General features: G+C 59.0%; 15 protein-coding genes. 4 read left to right on the top strand and 11 right to left on the bottom strand.

Annotated elements, in window-relative coordinates; all coding sequences use genetic code 11:
• The 4 genes from lon to cmoB all read left to right on the top strand — a co-directional run bounded on the left by lon (position 1) and on the right by cmoB (position 4,734).
• The gene (lon, locus tag AC0IW7_RS17660) at positions 1–2,364 is read left to right on the top strand and encodes an endopeptidase La (protein ID WP_122494726.1); all 2,364 of its coding nucleotides are present in this window, start codon (positions 1–3) and stop codon (positions 2,362–2,364) included.
• 167 nt (positions 2,365–2,531) lie between these two features.
• Positions 2,532–2,930: a protease inhibitor I42 family protein gene (locus AC0IW7_RS17655; RefSeq protein ID WP_122493816.1), complete on the top strand. Its 399-nt coding sequence runs from the start codon at positions 2,532–2,534 to the stop codon at positions 2,928–2,930.
• A gap of 107 nt (positions 2,931–3,037) precedes the next feature.
• A complete protein-coding gene (gene cmoA, locus AC0IW7_RS17650) occupies positions 3,038–3,781 on the top strand; it encodes a carboxy-S-adenosyl-L-methionine synthase CmoA (RefSeq protein ID WP_471819711.1) in 744 nt (247 codons plus the stop codon).
• Positions 3,778–4,734 (top strand): tRNA 5-methoxyuridine(34)/uridine 5-oxyacetic acid(34) synthase CmoB, encoded by a 957-nt coding sequence (gene cmoB / locus AC0IW7_RS17645; protein WP_471819709.1) that lies wholly within the window; start codon positions 3,778–3,780, stop codon positions 4,732–4,734. The genes cmoA and cmoB overlap by 4 nt, the downstream gene beginning before the upstream one ends.
• Positions 4,735–4,743: 9 nt before the next feature.
• On the opposite strand, the gene pdxJ is transcribed toward cmoB, so the two are convergent.
• The 11 genes from pdxJ to rpoE all read right to left on the bottom strand — a co-directional run bounded on the left by pdxJ (position 4,744) and on the right by rpoE (position 14,805).
• Positions 4,744–5,487, bottom strand: coding sequence for a pyridoxine 5'-phosphate synthase (gene pdxJ, locus AC0IW7_RS17640; RefSeq protein WP_471819708.1), 744 nt, complete (start codon positions 5,485–5,487; stop codon positions 4,744–4,746).
• Positions 5,480–6,178, bottom strand: a complete 699-nt coding sequence (recO, locus tag AC0IW7_RS17635; protein WP_471819707.1) for a DNA repair protein RecO — start codon at positions 6,176–6,178, stop codon at positions 5,480–5,482. Before recO ends, pdxJ begins: the two co-directional genes overlap by 8 nt.
• A gap of 23 nt (positions 6,179–6,201) precedes the next feature.
• A complete protein-coding gene (gene era, locus AC0IW7_RS17630) occupies positions 6,202–7,104 on the bottom strand; it encodes a GTPase Era (protein ID WP_471819706.1) in 903 nt (300 codons plus the stop codon).
• Entirely contained in the window at positions 7,097–7,786 is a 690-nt protein-coding gene (gene rnc / locus AC0IW7_RS17625; protein WP_471819705.1) for a ribonuclease III, read from the bottom strand. Before rnc ends, era begins: the two co-directional genes overlap by 8 nt.
• Positions 7,783–8,160 carry a DUF4845 domain-containing protein gene (locus AC0IW7_RS17620; RefSeq protein WP_471819704.1) on the bottom strand — a complete coding sequence of 126 codons (378 nt, stop codon included), beginning with the start codon at positions 8,158–8,160 and terminating at the stop codon, positions 7,783–7,785. The genes rnc and AC0IW7_RS17620 overlap by 4 nt, the downstream gene beginning before the upstream one ends.
• 96 nt (positions 8,161–8,256) lie before the next feature.
• The gene (lepB, locus tag AC0IW7_RS17615) at positions 8,257–9,111 is read right to left on the bottom strand and encodes a signal peptidase I (RefSeq protein WP_122493823.1); all 855 of its coding nucleotides are present in this window, start codon (positions 9,109–9,111) and stop codon (positions 8,257–8,259) included.
• A gap of 5 nt (positions 9,112–9,116) precedes the next feature.
• Positions 9,117–10,916 carry a translation elongation factor 4 gene (gene lepA / locus AC0IW7_RS17610; protein ID WP_122452876.1) on the bottom strand — a complete coding sequence of 600 codons (1,800 nt, stop codon included), beginning with the start codon at positions 10,914–10,916 and terminating at the stop codon, positions 9,117–9,119.
• 154 nt (positions 10,917–11,070) lie between these two features.
• The gene (locus AC0IW7_RS17605; protein ID WP_471819703.1) at positions 11,071–12,507 is read right to left on the bottom strand and encodes a DegQ family serine endoprotease; all 1,437 of its coding nucleotides are present in this window, start codon (positions 12,505–12,507) and stop codon (positions 11,071–11,073) included.
• A 126-nt stretch (positions 12,508–12,633) separates the two neighbouring features.
• On the bottom strand, positions 12,634–13,581 hold the full coding sequence (locus AC0IW7_RS17600) for a MucB/RseB C-terminal domain-containing protein (protein ID WP_471819701.1): 948 nt from the start codon (positions 13,579–13,581) through the stop codon (positions 12,634–12,636).
• Between the two features lie 8 nt (positions 13,582–13,589).
• The gene (locus AC0IW7_RS17595; RefSeq protein WP_471819700.1) at positions 13,590–14,192 is read right to left on the bottom strand and encodes a sigma-E factor negative regulatory protein; all 603 of its coding nucleotides are present in this window, start codon (positions 14,190–14,192) and stop codon (positions 13,590–13,592) included.
• A 31-nt stretch (positions 14,193–14,223) separates the two neighbouring features.
• On the bottom strand, positions 14,224–14,805 hold the full coding sequence (rpoE, locus tag AC0IW7_RS17590; RefSeq protein WP_108095477.1) for an RNA polymerase sigma factor RpoE/AlgU: 582 nt from the start codon (positions 14,803–14,805) through the stop codon (positions 14,224–14,226).
• Positions 14,806–14,864 lie beyond the last annotated feature (59 nt).

The raw sequence follows: 14,864 nt of genomic DNA, 5'->3' as shown, positions 1-14,864 counted from the left end.
ATGCCCGAGGGCCTGCACCTTCCCCACGCCCTGGCGTTGCCCAACGTGCGCCCGCCTGAACGGCTGTACGTTATTCCTATTCATAACCGCCCGTTCTTCCCGGCCCAAGTGTTGCCGGTGATCGTCAACGAAGAACACTGGACCGAAACCCTGGAGCTGGTCGGCAAAACCGACCACCACAGCCTGGCGCTGTTCTACGTCGACGAACCGGTGACCGACCCGCGCCATTTCAATACCGACAGCCTCCCCGAGCACGGCACGCTGGTGAAAATTCACCAGGCCAGCCGCGTCGACGGCAAGCTGCAATTCGTCGCCCAAGGCATGCAACGGGTGAAGATTCGCGGCTGGCTGAAACGGCACCGCCCGCCCTACTTGGCGGAAGTGGAATACCCGCCAAGTGCCGATGACCGCCGCGATGAGGTCAAGGCCTACGGCATGGCGCTGATCAACGCGATCAAGGAATTGCTGCCGCTCAACCCGCTGTACAGCGAAGAGTTGAAGAACTACCTGAACCGCTTCAGCCCTAACCAGCCTTCGCCGCTCACCGACTTTGCCGCCGCGCTTACCACCGCCACGCCTAAAGAGCTGCAAGATGTGCTCGACACCGTGCCCGTGCTGGAGCGCATGGAAAAAGTGCTGCCCATGCTGCGCAAGGAAGTGGAAGTGGCGCGCCTGCAAAGCGAACTGTCGGCCGAGGTGAACCGCACCATCGGCGAGCATCAGCGCGAGTTCTTCCTCAAGGAGCAGCTCAAGCTGATTCAGCAGGAGCTGGGGCTGACCAAAGACGACCGCAGCGCCGACCTGGAACAATTCGAGCAGCGCCTGGAAGGCAAAACCCTGCCGGAGCAGGCGAAAAAGCGCATCGAGGAAGAGCTGAACAAACTGTCGATTCTGGAAACCGGCTCTCCGGAATATGCGGTGACGCGCAATTACCTCGACTGGGCGACCAACATTCCGTGGGGCGTACACGGCAAGGACAAGCTCGACCTGCAACACGCCAAGCAGGTGCTCGACGCCCAGCACTCCGGGCTGGATGACATCAAAGAGCGGATTCTCGAGTTCCTCGCCGTCGGTGCGTTCAAGGGCGAGATTTCCGGCTCCATCGTCTTGCTCGTCGGGCCGCCGGGCGTGGGCAAAACCAGTATCGGCAAATCCATCGCCGAAACCCTGGGGCGTCCGTTCTACCGTTTCAGCGTCGGCGGCATGCGCGACGAAGCAGAAATCAAAGGCCATCGCCGCACCTACATCGGCGCCCTGCCCGGCAAATTGGTGCAGGCGTTGAAAGACGTCGAAGTGATGAACCCGGTGATCATGCTCGACGAAATCGACAAGCTCGGCGCCAGCCACCAAGGCGACCCGGCCTCGGCGCTGCTGGAAACCCTGGACCCGGAGCAGAACGCCGAATTCCTCGACCATTACCTGGACCTGCGCCTGGACCTGTCCAAGGTGCTGTTCGTGTGCACCGCCAACACCTTGGATTCCATCCCCGGCCCGTTGCTCGACCGCATGGAAGTCATTCGCCTGGCCGGCTATATCGCCGAAGAAAAATTTGCCATCGCCAAACGCCACTTGTGGCCCAAGCAATTGGAAAAGGCAGGCGTACCGAAACACCGCCTGAGCATCAGCGACAACGCGCTCAAGGCCGTGATTGAAGGCTATGCCCGCGAGGCCGGGGTTCGGCAGCTGGAAAAACAGCTGGGCAAAGTGGTGCGCAAGGCCGTGGTGAAACTGCTCGGCGACCCGGACAGCAAGCTGAAAATCGGCCCGAAAGATTTGGAAGGCTACTTGGGGATGCCGTTGTTTCGCCGCGAGCAACTGTTGGCGGGCGTTGGCGTTATTACCGGCCTGGCCTGGACCAGCATGGGCGGCGCCACCCTGCCGATTGAAGCGACGCGCATTCACACGCTCAACCGCGGCTTCAAGCTGACCGGCCAACTGGGCGAAGTGATGAAAGAGTCGGCCGAGATTGCGTACAGCTACGTCAGTTCGCACCTGAAGGAATTTCGTGGCGACCCAACCTTCTTCGACCAAGCCTTCGTTCACCTGCACGTGCCGGAAGGCGCCACGCCAAAAGACGGCCCCAGCGCCGGCGTGACCATGGCCAGCGCCCTGCTCTCGCTCGCGCGCAACCAGGCGCCGAAAAAAGGCGTGGCCATGACCGGCGAGCTGACCCTGACCGGCCATGTACTGCCCATCGGCGGCGTACGCGAAAAAGTGATCGCCGCGCGGCGCCAGAAAATCTACGAGCTGATTCTTCCGGAAGCCAACCGGGGCGATTTCACCGAATTGCCTGAGTATTTAAAGGAAGGCATCACCGTGCACTTCGCCAAGCGCTTTACCGATGTGGCGAAGGTGTTGTTTTAACCAACACCTCACCTGTAGGAGCTAGCTTGCTAGCGAACCCAGGAAACCGCGGCGAACGGCGTTTCCACGGTTCGCTAGCAAGCTAGCTCCTACAAAGAGCGGATCGCAGCGCCATAATTTGGCGCTATGCTTGCCGCCACTCATCGCCCCTTGGACAGGATCAATTCATGACCGCTGCACGCCTGCTTCTCCCGATCGGCATCGCTCTGCTCGCTGCCTGCGCCCAACAACCTGGCAAAAATGTTGCCGTCCAGGTGGATAAGTCGAGCGACTGCCCGGCGACCTTGCGTCCCGGCCAGCAATTGATCGTGACCCTGAGCAGCAACCCCACCACCGGCTTTCGCTGGCAAACCAAAGATGCCGCCGCCAACGTGCTGCGCAGCCTTGGCCCAGAGGTTTACAGCAACCCGGAAGACGCCGGCATCGTCGGCAGCGCGGGCGTGTCGACCTGGCGTTTTCAGGCCACCTCGGCAGGCACCGGCGAGTTGCTGATGGCCTATCACCGTCCATGGGAACCAGAAGTCGCGCCGGCCGAGCTGTTCGACTGCCCCATCACCGTTAAGTAACCCGATTCCGCCACCGCATTGCCGCTGAGCCCGTTTGCCACCAAAGGGGCTGGCGGCGCTCGTGCAGCTGGTTAAAATGGCGCCCTTTTGAGCCAAGCGTAACCATCGTGAGCCAGGAATCCGACCGTCTCTTTGCTGTGCCGCTGCCTTCCGTGCCGGACTTCACCTTCAATGAAGCCGTGGCGCGCGTGTTCCCGGACATGATTAAACGCTCGGTGCCGGGCTACCCGACCATCGTCGAGAACATCGGCGTGCTGGCGGCCCAGTTCGCTCAGCCGCACAGCGTGCTCTACGACCTGGGCTCGTCGCTGGGCGCGGTCACCCAAGCCTTGCGCCGCCATGTGACCTGCGGCGATTGCCGGGTGATTGCGGTGGATAACTCCAGCGCCATGGTCGAGCGCTGCGCCGAGTACCTGCATGCCCAGGACTCGATGTTTCAGGAGTTGCTGCCGGTCGAGGTGGTCGAGGCCGATATTCTTGGCCTGCAACTGCAACCCACCTCACTGGTGGCGCTGAATTTCACCCTGCAATTCATCCAGCCCGAGCAACGCTTGCAGTTGCTGACTCAGATCCGCCAGGCGTTGCTGCCGGGCGGTGCGCTGATTTTGTCGGAGAAACTGCGCTTCGATGATGAACAGGAACACGATCTGCTGACCGAGCTGCATGTTGCCTTCAAGCGCGCCAACGGCTACAGCGAGTTGGAAATTGCCCAGAAGCGCAACGCCATTGAAAACGTGATGAAACCCGACAGCCTTGAGCAACACCGCGAGCGCCTGCTGGCCGCAGGGTTCAGCAAAGTGGTGCCGTGGTTTCAGTGCCTGAACTTCGCTTCGTTGATTGCCTTGCCATGATTGATTTATCCCCTTTGGTCCGCCACTTGGCGGGCACACCGTTGGCTACCTGGGCCAATGGCTTGCAAGCGCAACTCGACAGCAAAATGGAAAAAGGTCACGGCGACCTGGAACGCTGGCAAGGCGCGCTGGACGCCCTTCCCGCTTTGCATCCCACACAGATTGATCTGGAAAGCGGCCTGCGCCTGGATTGCGACTGCGACGAAGCGACGCGCGCGCAGATGCGGCAGGCACTGATGGGCTTGTCGCCGTGGCGCAAGGGCCCGTTCGACTTGTTCGGCGTGCACGTCGACACCGAATGGCGCTCGGATTGGAAATGGTCGCGGGTGTCGCCGCATTTGGATTTACGCGGCAAGCGCGTGCTCGATGTGGGCTGCGGCAACGGCTATTACCAATGGCGAATGCTCGGTGCCGGTGCCGACAGCGTGATCGGCATCGACCCCAACTGGCTGTTCTTCTGCCAATTCCAGGCCGTACAACGCTACCTGCCGGACCGCCGCGCCTGGCATCTGCCGTTCGCCCTGGAAGACTTGCCCGCAGGGTTGGAAGGCTTCGACACGGTGTTTTCCATGGGCGTGTTCTACCACCGTCGCTCACCCATCGAGCATTTGCTGGCGCTAAAAGACTGCCTGGTTAAAGGTGGCGAGTTGGTGCTGGAAACGTTGGTGATCGAGGGCGACGTCAACCAAGTGTTGGTGCCCGAAGACCGTTACGCGCAGATGCGCAACGTGTGGTTTTTGCCCTCTGTACCGGCCTTGGAACTGTGGCTGCGCCGTGCCGGCTTAAGCGACGTGAAGTGCGTGGACGTCAGCGTGACCAGCGTCGAGGAACAGCGCAGCACAGAATGGATGCGCTATCAGTCGCTGAGTCACTTCCTTGATCCCAGCGACCACAGCAAAACCGTGGAAGGCCTGCCAGCGCCGATGCGCGCCGTGATTACGGCGCGCAAATAACCACCCGACTCAGCGATTGGCTGCCGCCACGATCAATTGCTTCATCTCTGCCACCGCCGTTTTGAATCCCACAAACAGCGCATGCGCCACCAGCGCGTGGCCGATGTTCAGCTCGTTAACACCCTTGATCGCCGCCACCGCTTCCACGTTGTGGTAGTGCAAACCATGGCCGGCGTTGACGATCAGCCCTTGGGCCAGGCCGAAAGCGACGCCGTCGGCAATTCGTTTCAGTTCATCGGCGGTTTCGCTTAGCGTGTGGGCGTCGGCGTAGCGGCCGGTGTGCAGCTCGATGGCCGGCGCGCCGATGCGTCGCGAGGCTTCAATCTGGCGCTCGTCGGCGTCGATAAACAGCGACACCTCACACCCCAGCCGCGCCAGGCGCTCGACCGCTGCCTTGATTCGCGCTTCCTGGCCAGCGACGTCGAGGCCGCCTTCGGTGGTCAGCTCCTGGCGCGTTTCCGGTACCAGGCAGATATGCGCCGGGCGAATGCGCTCGGCAAAGCTGAGCATCTCTTCAGTCACGCCCATTTCGAAATTCATGCGCGTTTGCAGCACGTCCTTGAGCAGCAGCACGTCGCGCTCCTGAATGTGCCGACGGTCTTCACGCAGGTGCACAGTGATGCCATCGGCACCGGCTTCTTCGGCGTCGAGCGCGGCTTTTACCGGGTCCGGGTAGCGGGTGCCGCGGGCCTGGCGCAGGGTGGCAACGTGGTCAATGTTCACGCCCAACAGAATGCGGTTGGCGTCAGTCACGGGGTGGCTCCTTCAACGTCATGAACAATTCGCGGCTGACCAGCGGTCGGCCACCTAAATGGGGTGCCAGGGCTTGGCGCATCAAGCGTTTGGCGGCGGCCAGCGCGCCCGGGGCCGTCCAGTCAGCCTCGGCCATCGCAAGCAATTCAGCGCCTTGGAACAGCCCCGGTTGAAACAGCTGAACCGGTTCCAGACCGGCGTCCGGCAGCAGGCGATAAAGCTGATCGGCTACGACCGGCTGGCCGTTCAGGTCTTCGCCAAGGGCAAAACCATACCCCAGCTCATCGAGCAGGCGCCATTCGAACGCGCGCAGCAACGGCTCAAGCGCGCGGCCGGCGGCCAAGGCTTCGAGCGTTGCAGCGTAATGCTCAAACAGAACGGGATGGGGATCTTCAGCGGGCAGCAGGCGCAGGATCAACTCGTTCAGGTACAAACCGCTGAACAGCGCCTCGCCATGCAGCCAGCGGGGAATACCCGCCGCTTCGAGGCGGCCGACGTTTTTCAATTCGCCACGCCCGCGAAACTCTACTTCCACCGGCACAAACGGCCGAGCAAGCGTGCCCGCTTTGCCCCGCGCACCACGAAGCACGGCGCGCAGCCGACCTTGTGGCGTGAGGAAATCAACCAGCGCGCTGCTTTCGCGGTAGGCCCGGCTGTGCAGAATGAACGCCGGTTGCGCGCTGTTGAACATGAGAAGCCTCGCAGCGACGGGGCTTAAAGGTCGGCGTAACCCAGCGAACGCAGGGCGCGTTCATCGTCGGACCAGCCGCCTTTCACCTTCACCCAAAGGTTGAGCATGACTTTGGAGTCGAACAGCACTTCCATGTCTTTGCGCGCATCCATGCCGATGCGTTTAATGCGTTCGCCTTTGTCGCCGATGATGATTTTCTTCTGGCCGTCACGCTCCACCAGAATCAAGGCGTGGATGTGCAAGGTCTTGCCCTGCTGCTTGAATTCTTCAATTTCGACGGTGATCTGGTACGGCAGCTCGGCGCCCAGCTGACGCATGATTTTTTCGCGCACCAGCTCAGCGGCGAGAAAGCGGCTGCTGCGGTCGGTGATCTGGTCTTCGGGGAAAAAGTGCTCGTTTTCCGGCAGGTATTTCTCGATCAGGCCTTCCAACGCGTCGAGGTTATGCCCGTGCTGCGCGGAAATCGGCACAATCTGCGCGTTCGGCAGCTGGCCTTGTAGCCATTCCAGATGCGGCATCAGCTCGGATTTATCTTCAATGCGGTCAGTTTTGTTGATCGCCAGAATCACCGGACCTTCTACGTACTGCACGCGCTCCAGAACCATTTGGTCTTCGTCGGTCCAGCGGGTGCGCTCGACCACGAAGATCACCACGTCGACGTCTTTCAACGCCGCCGATGCGGTTTTGTTCATGTAGCGGTTCAGCGCTTTCTCACCGTTCTTGTGCATGCCGGGTGTGTCGACGTAGATGGCCTGCACGGCCCCTTCCGTTTTGATACCGAGCATGTTGTGGCGAGTGGTTTGCGGCTTGCGCGAGGTGATCGCCAGTTTCTGGCCAAGAATGTGGTTGAGCAGCGTCGACTTGCCTACGTTGGGCCGGCCGACGATGGCGACATAGCCACAGCGTGTTGCGGTTGAATCAGTCATGGCCATTCTCCACACCAAGGGCAATCAAAGCGGCCGCTGCGGCTACTTGTTCGGCAATACGGCGGCTGGCGCCTTGCCCGATGGTTTTGTCATTCAATAAGGTGATCTGGCACTCGACTACAAAAGTCCGGCAGTGCGGGTCGCCCTGGATATCCACCACCTCGTAGCGCGGCAGATCGCAGCCACGCGATTGCAGGAATTCCTGCAGGCGGGTTTTCGGGTCTTTGTTGGTGTCGACCAGTGTCAGACCGTCGAGCTCTGAGCTTAGCCACGCCAACACGCGCTCGCGCGCCGCTTCCATGCCAGCGTCCAAATAAATGGCGCCGATCAGAGCTTCCAGCGCATCCGCCAGAATCGACTCACGGCGAAAACCACCGCTCTTCAACTCACCGGAGCCAAGGCGCAGGTATTCACCCAAATCGAAACCGCGGGCCAGAACGGCCAGGGTTTCGCCTTTTACCAAGCGTGCGCGCAAACGCGACAACTGGCCTTCGCGCGCCTGAGGAAAGCGCTCGAACAGGGCCTCGCCGGCAACAAAGTTGAGGATGGCATCACCGAGGAACTCCAGACGCTCGTTATTGCGCCCGGCAAAGCTGCGGTGAGTGAGGGCCAGGATCATCAGATCCTGGTCTTTGAAGGTATAACCGAGCTGACGCTCTAAACGACTCAGAGCAGCACTCACGGCATACGCACGCGGAATTCTTTGTCGAAACGAGCGACGAGATCGAGGTTACTGATCAGCGCCTCGCGACGTTCGTACTTGAGATGGATAAGGAATTCACCGTTCTCCAGCTTCACGTCCATCGCTTCTTTAGGATCCAGATTATTGATGGAGTTGAGCTGCATCGCTTTCTCGACGTAGCCATACACCTCGGGAACGGTGCGAATGTCGGCGGCCTTGTCGGTTTCAATCGAGGTGATTGTTTTAGAAAGGGCGGCGTTGTCCATGTAATGAGGAACCATCTTGAAGACGGCGGTGGCGACGAACGCCAAAAAAGCCAAGGTGCACATCCACCCCAACAACGACATACCCTTCTGCGAACGCGCAAGCGCCATGTTTGACCTCAGTGTCAGTATTTTTTTAAAAGTCCACAGCCTCTGCGGGCCTGACTATATATAGCGTGCGGCGCTGGTTTTCGCAGCGCCGACAGATCAGTGAATCAGGCCTACGCGTGACAGAGTCGGCACGTTGCGCAATTTCGGGTCGGCCCAGCTCAACCAGACGGCGAAGGCTTTGCCGACGATGTTCTTGTCTGGAACCATGCCGAGCAATTCTTTCGGAATTTTCGGATCGTTCCAATAACGGCTGTCGTTCGAGTTATCGCGGTTGTCGCCCATCATGAAGTAATGACCGGCAGGCACGGTCCACTCGTTGCCCGGATCGGCGCGGTAGCGGTTCATTTCGATGCGGATCAAGTGCTCCACTTCGCCCAGTTTTTCCTGATACAGCGTGGCGCTGCCAAGGGAACCGGGCTCTTCGCCGAGCAGCTTTTTAGCCACTGACTCGCCGTTTACGAACAGCTGTTTATCGGCGGTGTAGCGCACCTTGTCGCCCGGCAAACCCACTACCCGTTTGATGTAGTTGATGGTCGGCTCGCTAGGATAGCGAAACACCATGACATCGCCGCGCTGCGGGTCGCCCACTTCGATGACCTTGGTATCAAGCACCGGTAAGCGAATGCCGTAGGCGAATTTGTTCACCAGAATGAAATCGCCGACTTCCAGCGTTGGCTTCATCGAGCCAGACGGAATCTGGAACGGTTCAACCAGGAACGAGCGAAGCACCAGCACGATCGCCAAAACCGGAAAGAACGATTTGCCATATTCCACCAGCAAAGGCTCGCGATTGAGCTGATCAAGCACGGCTTGATCGGGCTCGGCCACCTGCCCTTGGTAGGCGGCGACCGCTGCATTGCGACGAGGCGCCAACAGCACCAGGTCGAACAGAGCGAGCACACCGCAGACAGCGACAGCGATTACCAACAACAGCGGAAAATTGAACGACATAGGTATTAACCATCCAACCTGAGCACTGCGAGGAAGGCTTCTTGTGGAATTTCCACGTTGCCGACCTGCTTCATCCGTTTTTTACCGGCTTTCTGCTTTTCAAGCAGTTTGCGCTTACGGCTGACGTCACCGCCGTAGCACTTAGCCAATACGTTCTTGCGCAGCGCCTTGACGGTGGTGCGAGCCACAATCTGTCCGCCGATGGCAGCCTGAATGGCCACATCGAACATCTGCCGCGGAATCAGTTCTTTCATCTTTTCAGTCAGCGCGCGACCTTTGTAGTGCGCGTTGTCGCGGTGCACGATCAGCGCCAGGGCGTCTACCTTGTCGCCGTTGATCAGCACATCAAGCTTCACCAGATTGGCCGACTGATAACGGTCGAAATGGTAATCCAACGAGGCATAACCGCGGCTGGTGGACTTCAGACGGTCGAAGAAGTCCAACACCACTTCGTTCATCGGCAGGTCGTAGCTGACCTGAACCTGAGTACCCAGGAACAGCATGTCGCGCTGAACGCCACGCTTCTCGATACACAAGGTGATGACGTTGCCCAAATGCTCCTGGGGAACCAGGATATTGGCCCGCACGATCGGCTCGCGCATGTCTTCAATTGCCGACAAATCTGGCAATTTCGAGGGGTTATCGACGTAGATGGTTTCGCCATTTTTCAACAGCAATTCGAAGATTACCGTCGGCGCTGTGGTGATCAGGTCCAGGTCGTACTCGCGTTCGAGTCGCTCCTGAATAATCTCCATGTGCAGCATGCCGAGGAAGCCGCAACGGAAACCGAAACCCAGCGCATCGGAACTTTCGGGCAAGTATTGCAGCGACGAGTCGTTGAGCGTCAGCTTTTGCAGGGCTTCACGGAAGTCTTCGAAGTCGTCCGAGCTCACCGGGAATAGACCCGCGTAAACCTGCGGCTGAATTCGCTTGAAGCCTGGCAGCACATCGACGTCAGGCGTCGAGCTGAGGGTCAGCGTATCGCCAACGGGTGCGCCGTGAATGTCTTTGATGCCCGCGATGATAAAGCCTACTTCGCCGGCTTTCAGGTCCACCGTGGCGGTGTGCTTGGGCGTGAACACACCCACGCTGTCCACCAGGTGAATCTTGCCAGTGGACTTGACAAGAATCTTGTCGCCCTTCTTCACGCAGCCGTGGCGCACGCGCACCAGCGAGACGACGCCCAGGTAATTGTCGAACCAGGAGTCGATGATCAACGCTTGCAGCGGATCCTCAATATTGCCGGTGGGCGCCGGAATGGTTTGCACCAGACGCTCGAGCACTTCATCAACACCCATGCCGCTCTTGGCGCTGCACGCGACGGCGTCGGTGGCATCAATGCCGATGATTTTCTCGATTTCTTCTTTGACGCGGTCTGGATCGGCCTGCGGCAGGTCCATTTTGTTCAATACGGGCATCACTTCCAGGCCTTGCTCGATTGCGGTGTAGCAGTTCGCGACCGATTGCGCCTCAACGCCTTGACCGGCGTCGACTACCAGCAATGCGCCCTCGCAGGCAGCCAGCGACCGGCTGACTTCGTAAGTGAAGTCAACGTGGCCGGGGGTATCAATGAAGTTCAGCTGGTAGGTTTTGCCGTCACGCGCCTTGTAATGGAGGGTGACGCTGTGGGCCTTGATGGTGATGCCGCGCTCGCGCTCGAGGTCCATGGAATCGAGAACCTGGGCTTCCATTTCGCGTTCGGACAAACCGCCGCACATCTGAATGAATCGGTCGGCCAGGGTCGATTTGCCGTGGTCGATGTGGGCGATGATGGAGAAATTACGGATATGACTCAGGTCACTCACGGATCAACACTCAAAAAGGCCGCAGGCAGATTGCCCGCCGAAAAATAGCCGGGAAGTGTACCTGATCGGCGGCGGGGGCGTCACCCGTGCCGCCGACAGACGCCCACGAAAAAGGGCGGTAACGACCGCCCTTTTTTGCATTACCGACTAAGCGTCACTCAGACAACTTGAAGGTAATGAAGCTTGCACGGCCTTCACGGAGCACGCGCATCGACACCGAGCGGTTCTTCGGCAGGGCCTGCGCGACCTGGGTAAAGGTCTTCGCCGAATCAATGGCCTGGTTATTCAGGTGAGTGATGACATCACCCGGACGCAGACCAATAAGAGCGGCAGGACCGTCCTGTACTTCCTTGATGACTACGCCGCCTTTGAGATCAAGCGCTTTGCGCTCATCAGCAGTGAGCTCGGCCACCTTGACGCCCATGCGATTGCTGTTGCGCTCGACGGCCGACTCACCGCCACCGTTGGCAGCGACCTGATCGTCGTCTGCAGGCAGGTTGCCGATGGTCAATTCCACGGTCTTGCGCGAGCCTTCACGAATCACTTCAAGCTCGGCTTTGCTGCCCGCTTTCATACGGCCGACCAAGTGAGGCAAGTCCGCCGACATGACGATGGGTTGACCGTTGAGGCTCAAAATGACGTCGCCGACCTGCAAGCCACCTTTGGCTGCGGGGCCGTCTTCCATCACTTGAGCGACCAATGCGCCGGCTGGTTTGTCCAGGCCAAACGACTCTGCCAGGTCTTTATTGACCTCTTGGATCACTACGCCCAGCCAGCCGCGGCTGACTTTGCCTTCGGTTCGCAGCTGATTGGCCACGTCCATCGCCACGTCCATAGGAATGGCGAACGACAGGCCCATAAAGCCACCCGAACGGGTGAAAATTTGGGAGTTGATACCGATTACTTCGCCATTCAGGTTAAACAGCGGGCCGCCCGAATTGCCGGGGTTGATCGCCACGTCAGTTTGGATGAACGGCACGTAGCTCTCATTCGGCAGGCTGCGCCCCTTCGCGCTGACGATGCCGGCCGTAGCGGAGTGGTCAAAGCCAAATGGCGAGCCAATGGCGAGCACCCATGCGCCGACTTTGAGCTCTTCGGATTTGCCGATTTTCACGACCGGAAGATTTTTGCCTTCAACCTTTAGCAATGCCACGTCGGTGCGAGGATCAGCGCCGATCAGCTTGGCTTTCAATTCGCTGCGGTCAGACAGGCGCACGATAATTTCGTCAGCGCCGGTCACGACGTGGTTATTGGTCAGCACATAGCCATCGGGAGAAATGATGAAGCCGGAGCCCAGCGACTGCGCGCCACGCTGTTGCTGGCGGCCTTGTGGCGAGCGTTGCTGCGGGGGCATGTTGCGTTCGAAGAATTCGCGAAACATCGGCGGCAGACCTTCCAGATCGGGAATGTCCTGGCCGGAAGCGCCTGCGACACGATCCGGAACCTTCTGCGTCGTACTGATGTTGACGACGGCCGGCGCGGCAGCCTCGACCAGGGTAGTGAAATCAGGAAGTTCAGCGTGGGCAGTTAACGTCTGCCCCAGTAAAAACAATGTCAGAAAGGCAGATAAGCCAGATTTAAGGCTAAGCATTGACTTCGGCTCCCATAAAGGAAAAGCAAGTACCACATGAATTGTCGCGCCGAAAGAACGCGACATACGACTCTATGGTGAACACGCGAACCGTAACTGAGCGCTCGCGTGAAAATCTCGACAGCGTTATTGCACCGCCTGCATGTCCCCGGCGCGAATCGATAGCGCGACACGCTCGGCCGTTCCTAACGGGATTTCGCCAATAACCGTGACCATCACGTCGCCCGAGGTGGTAGAGATGCGTTTGGAAACCGCAACAGTGGGACCCAACTGCGTGCGAGCATCTTCAACCGTGGCACCATTCAGCGGCTCAAGGAAAACCGAAAAACGCGCCAATCCGTCGCCGTACATCAGGCATGCAACGGGCTGGGAAGATAACGCGCTGTGGCGCTCGACCGCGCTGTTCAGATTAAAACCTGGAGGCATCCACTCGGAGTGCCACGCCTTCGGATCCACGGCCTTACTTTCGACAAAGCGAACGGGCTGGCAGCTCGAACCTGGTTTCAGGTCAGCTTCTGAAGGAGGGGTCATTTCGATAGTGGAAAACTGGAAACGCTCAAGCAGTTGGCCTTTTTCATTCAGCAGCAACGACTTCAGCGGCAAGCCCGTTTCACGATCCAGATGAAGCTCGAAGCCATAACGGTGCTGATCGCGCGGCAGTACCGCCAGCACGACCGCGTCGCGCCCAGCGACACGCGACTCGCCAATAATGCGCAAGTCGTACCAGGCTGACAGTTGTTTGGTATCCAACGCTCGTGCGGGCCAACTCTGACCTTCGGCGACCTGATCAGCCAAACCACCGCTCACGCATTCGGTACGACGCCCGACCTTAACCACTTCTTGCACTGGCCCGTCGAGCTGCAAAAGTCGCTCGCGCACTTCTGCGCCACCAGAGGCCTGATGCCAGATTGTATGAGTGGAAAAACTGCCGTTACGTTCGTAGACAAACGTTCCGTGGAAACTTTGCTGCTGTTGCGCCTCGGCGAGGCGGCCCAGCCAATCTTGCGCGTCGGTGGCGTTAACTGGCTGGGCCAGCACACCACCTAACAAAAGCAGGTAGGAAAGTCCGCGCATGATCCTCCTCAGCGGTTTTCCAGACTTGCAGCACGCGCGTAGGGCAACACACCGTCAGAAGTGCTCATCGCGGCTTGCTGCGCGTGTTGACGCAGATAGCCCGGCAAGCGCTGCTCGTGCCAGTTCAATTGGCTCGGGGTGGAAGCTTTGGATTGCTGAGCGGAAACCGGCTCGGAGCTCTCGGTATAACCTGCCAGCAGAGCAGCGCCCTGCACTTGCGGCATCGGCAGCGTCGGCTGCACATTGTTCTGGGCCAGTTGCGTACCCATCACTTCGTCCTGGTTATAGAGACGAACGCCAGCCAAAACAGCCAGAGTCACCGATGCAGCAACTGCCAAGCGACCCAGACCACGCCAGCGACCCGCAACCGCTGCTACAGGAGCAACGACCGGAGCAGCCTCATCGGCGAGCGCCTTGGACACCGCCGAAGCGATATCGAGGTTCGGTACCAGCAGATCTTTGTGCATAACTGCACGAGCTACTTGATAGCGCGCCCAAGTCGAGCGCAATTGGGCGTCTTCGCTGGCGCTGAGCACACGGCGCAGCTCCAACTCATCTGCCTCGTTATCCATAAGGGCGGATAACGATTCTTGCAGGGCTTCACGACTCATGGCGATTCCTCTCTTGGCTAGCGCCGCTGTCTCAGGCTCCCTGCAACAAAGGTTGCAGGACTTTATCAATGGCCTCACGGGCTCGGAAAATCCGCGACCGTACGGTACCTACTGGACATTGCATGACACTCGCAATGTCCTCGTAACTAAGACCATCAAACTCTCGCAAAGTTAGCGCGGTGCGCAAATCTTCTGGCAATTGTTCAATGGTTCGATGCACGGCGTTTTCAATCTCGTCCCGTAGCATCAACCGCTCTGGAGATTCGATGTCCTTGAGTGCGTGATCGCCCTCGTAGAACTCTGCGTCTTCAGCGCTTACATCACTTTCTGGTGGGCGACGACCGCGCGACACCAGATGATTCTTCGCCGTGTTGATGGCGATGCGGTACAGCCATGTATAAAAGGCGCTGTCGCCGCGAAAATTAGCCAGTGCACGGAAAGCTTTGATAAACGCTTCCTGGGCAACATCCTGAGCTTCATGAGGATCGTGCACAAAACGCACTATCAACCCGAGAATCTTGTGCTGATACTTCAGCACCAACAGATCAAAAGCTCGTTTGTCGCCACGCTGCACCCGCTCGACCAACTGCTGATCATCTTCCTGGGTAAGCATGAACACTCCTCAATTGAGTTCGGAGAGAATGCTGTTCCAGCAAGTGAATCAACTCGCCA

This window comes from Pseudomonas sp. AC229, assembly GCF_979254655.1.
Note: the sequence above shows the minus strand (reverse complement) of the source record. Positions and strands in the feature narration are given on the sequence as shown.

Coding starts and splice junctions, on each gene's coding strand:
- cmoB (WP_471819709.1), top strand. CDS start 3,778: ATGATTGATTTATCCCCTTTGGTCCGCCACTTGGCGGGCACACCGTTG.
- AC0IW7_RS17595 (WP_471819700.1), bottom strand. CDS start 14,192: ATGAGTCGTGAAGCCCTGCAAGAATCGTTATCCGCCCTTATGGATAAC.
- lepB (WP_122493823.1), bottom strand. CDS start 9,111: ATGTCGTTCAATTTTCCGCTGTTGTTGGTAATCGCTGTCGCTGTCTGC.
- era (WP_471819706.1), bottom strand. CDS start 7,104: ATGACTGATTCAACCGCAACACGCTGTGGCTATGTCGCCATCGTCGGC.
- AC0IW7_RS17655 (WP_122493816.1), top strand. CDS start 2,532: ATGACCGCTGCACGCCTGCTTCTCCCGATCGGCATCGCTCTGCTCGCT.
- rpoE (WP_108095477.1), bottom strand. CDS start 14,805: ATGCTTACCCAGGAAGATGATCAGCAGTTGGTCGAGCGGGTGCAGCGT.
- AC0IW7_RS17620 (WP_471819704.1), bottom strand. CDS start 8,160: ATGGCGCTTGCGCGTTCGCAGAAGGGTATGTCGTTGTTGGGGTGGATG.
- recO (WP_471819707.1), bottom strand. CDS start 6,178: ATGTTCAACAGCGCGCAACCGGCGTTCATTCTGCACAGCCGGGCCTAC.
- lon (WP_122494726.1), top strand. CDS start 1: ATGCCCGAGGGCCTGCACCTTCCCCACGCCCTGGCGTTGCCCAACGTG.
- AC0IW7_RS17600 (WP_471819701.1), bottom strand. CDS start 13,581: ATGCGCGGACTTTCCTACCTGCTTTTGTTAGGTGGTGTGCTGGCCCAG.
- AC0IW7_RS17605 (WP_471819703.1), bottom strand. CDS start 12,507: ATGCTTAGCCTTAAATCTGGCTTATCTGCCTTTCTGACATTGTTTTTA.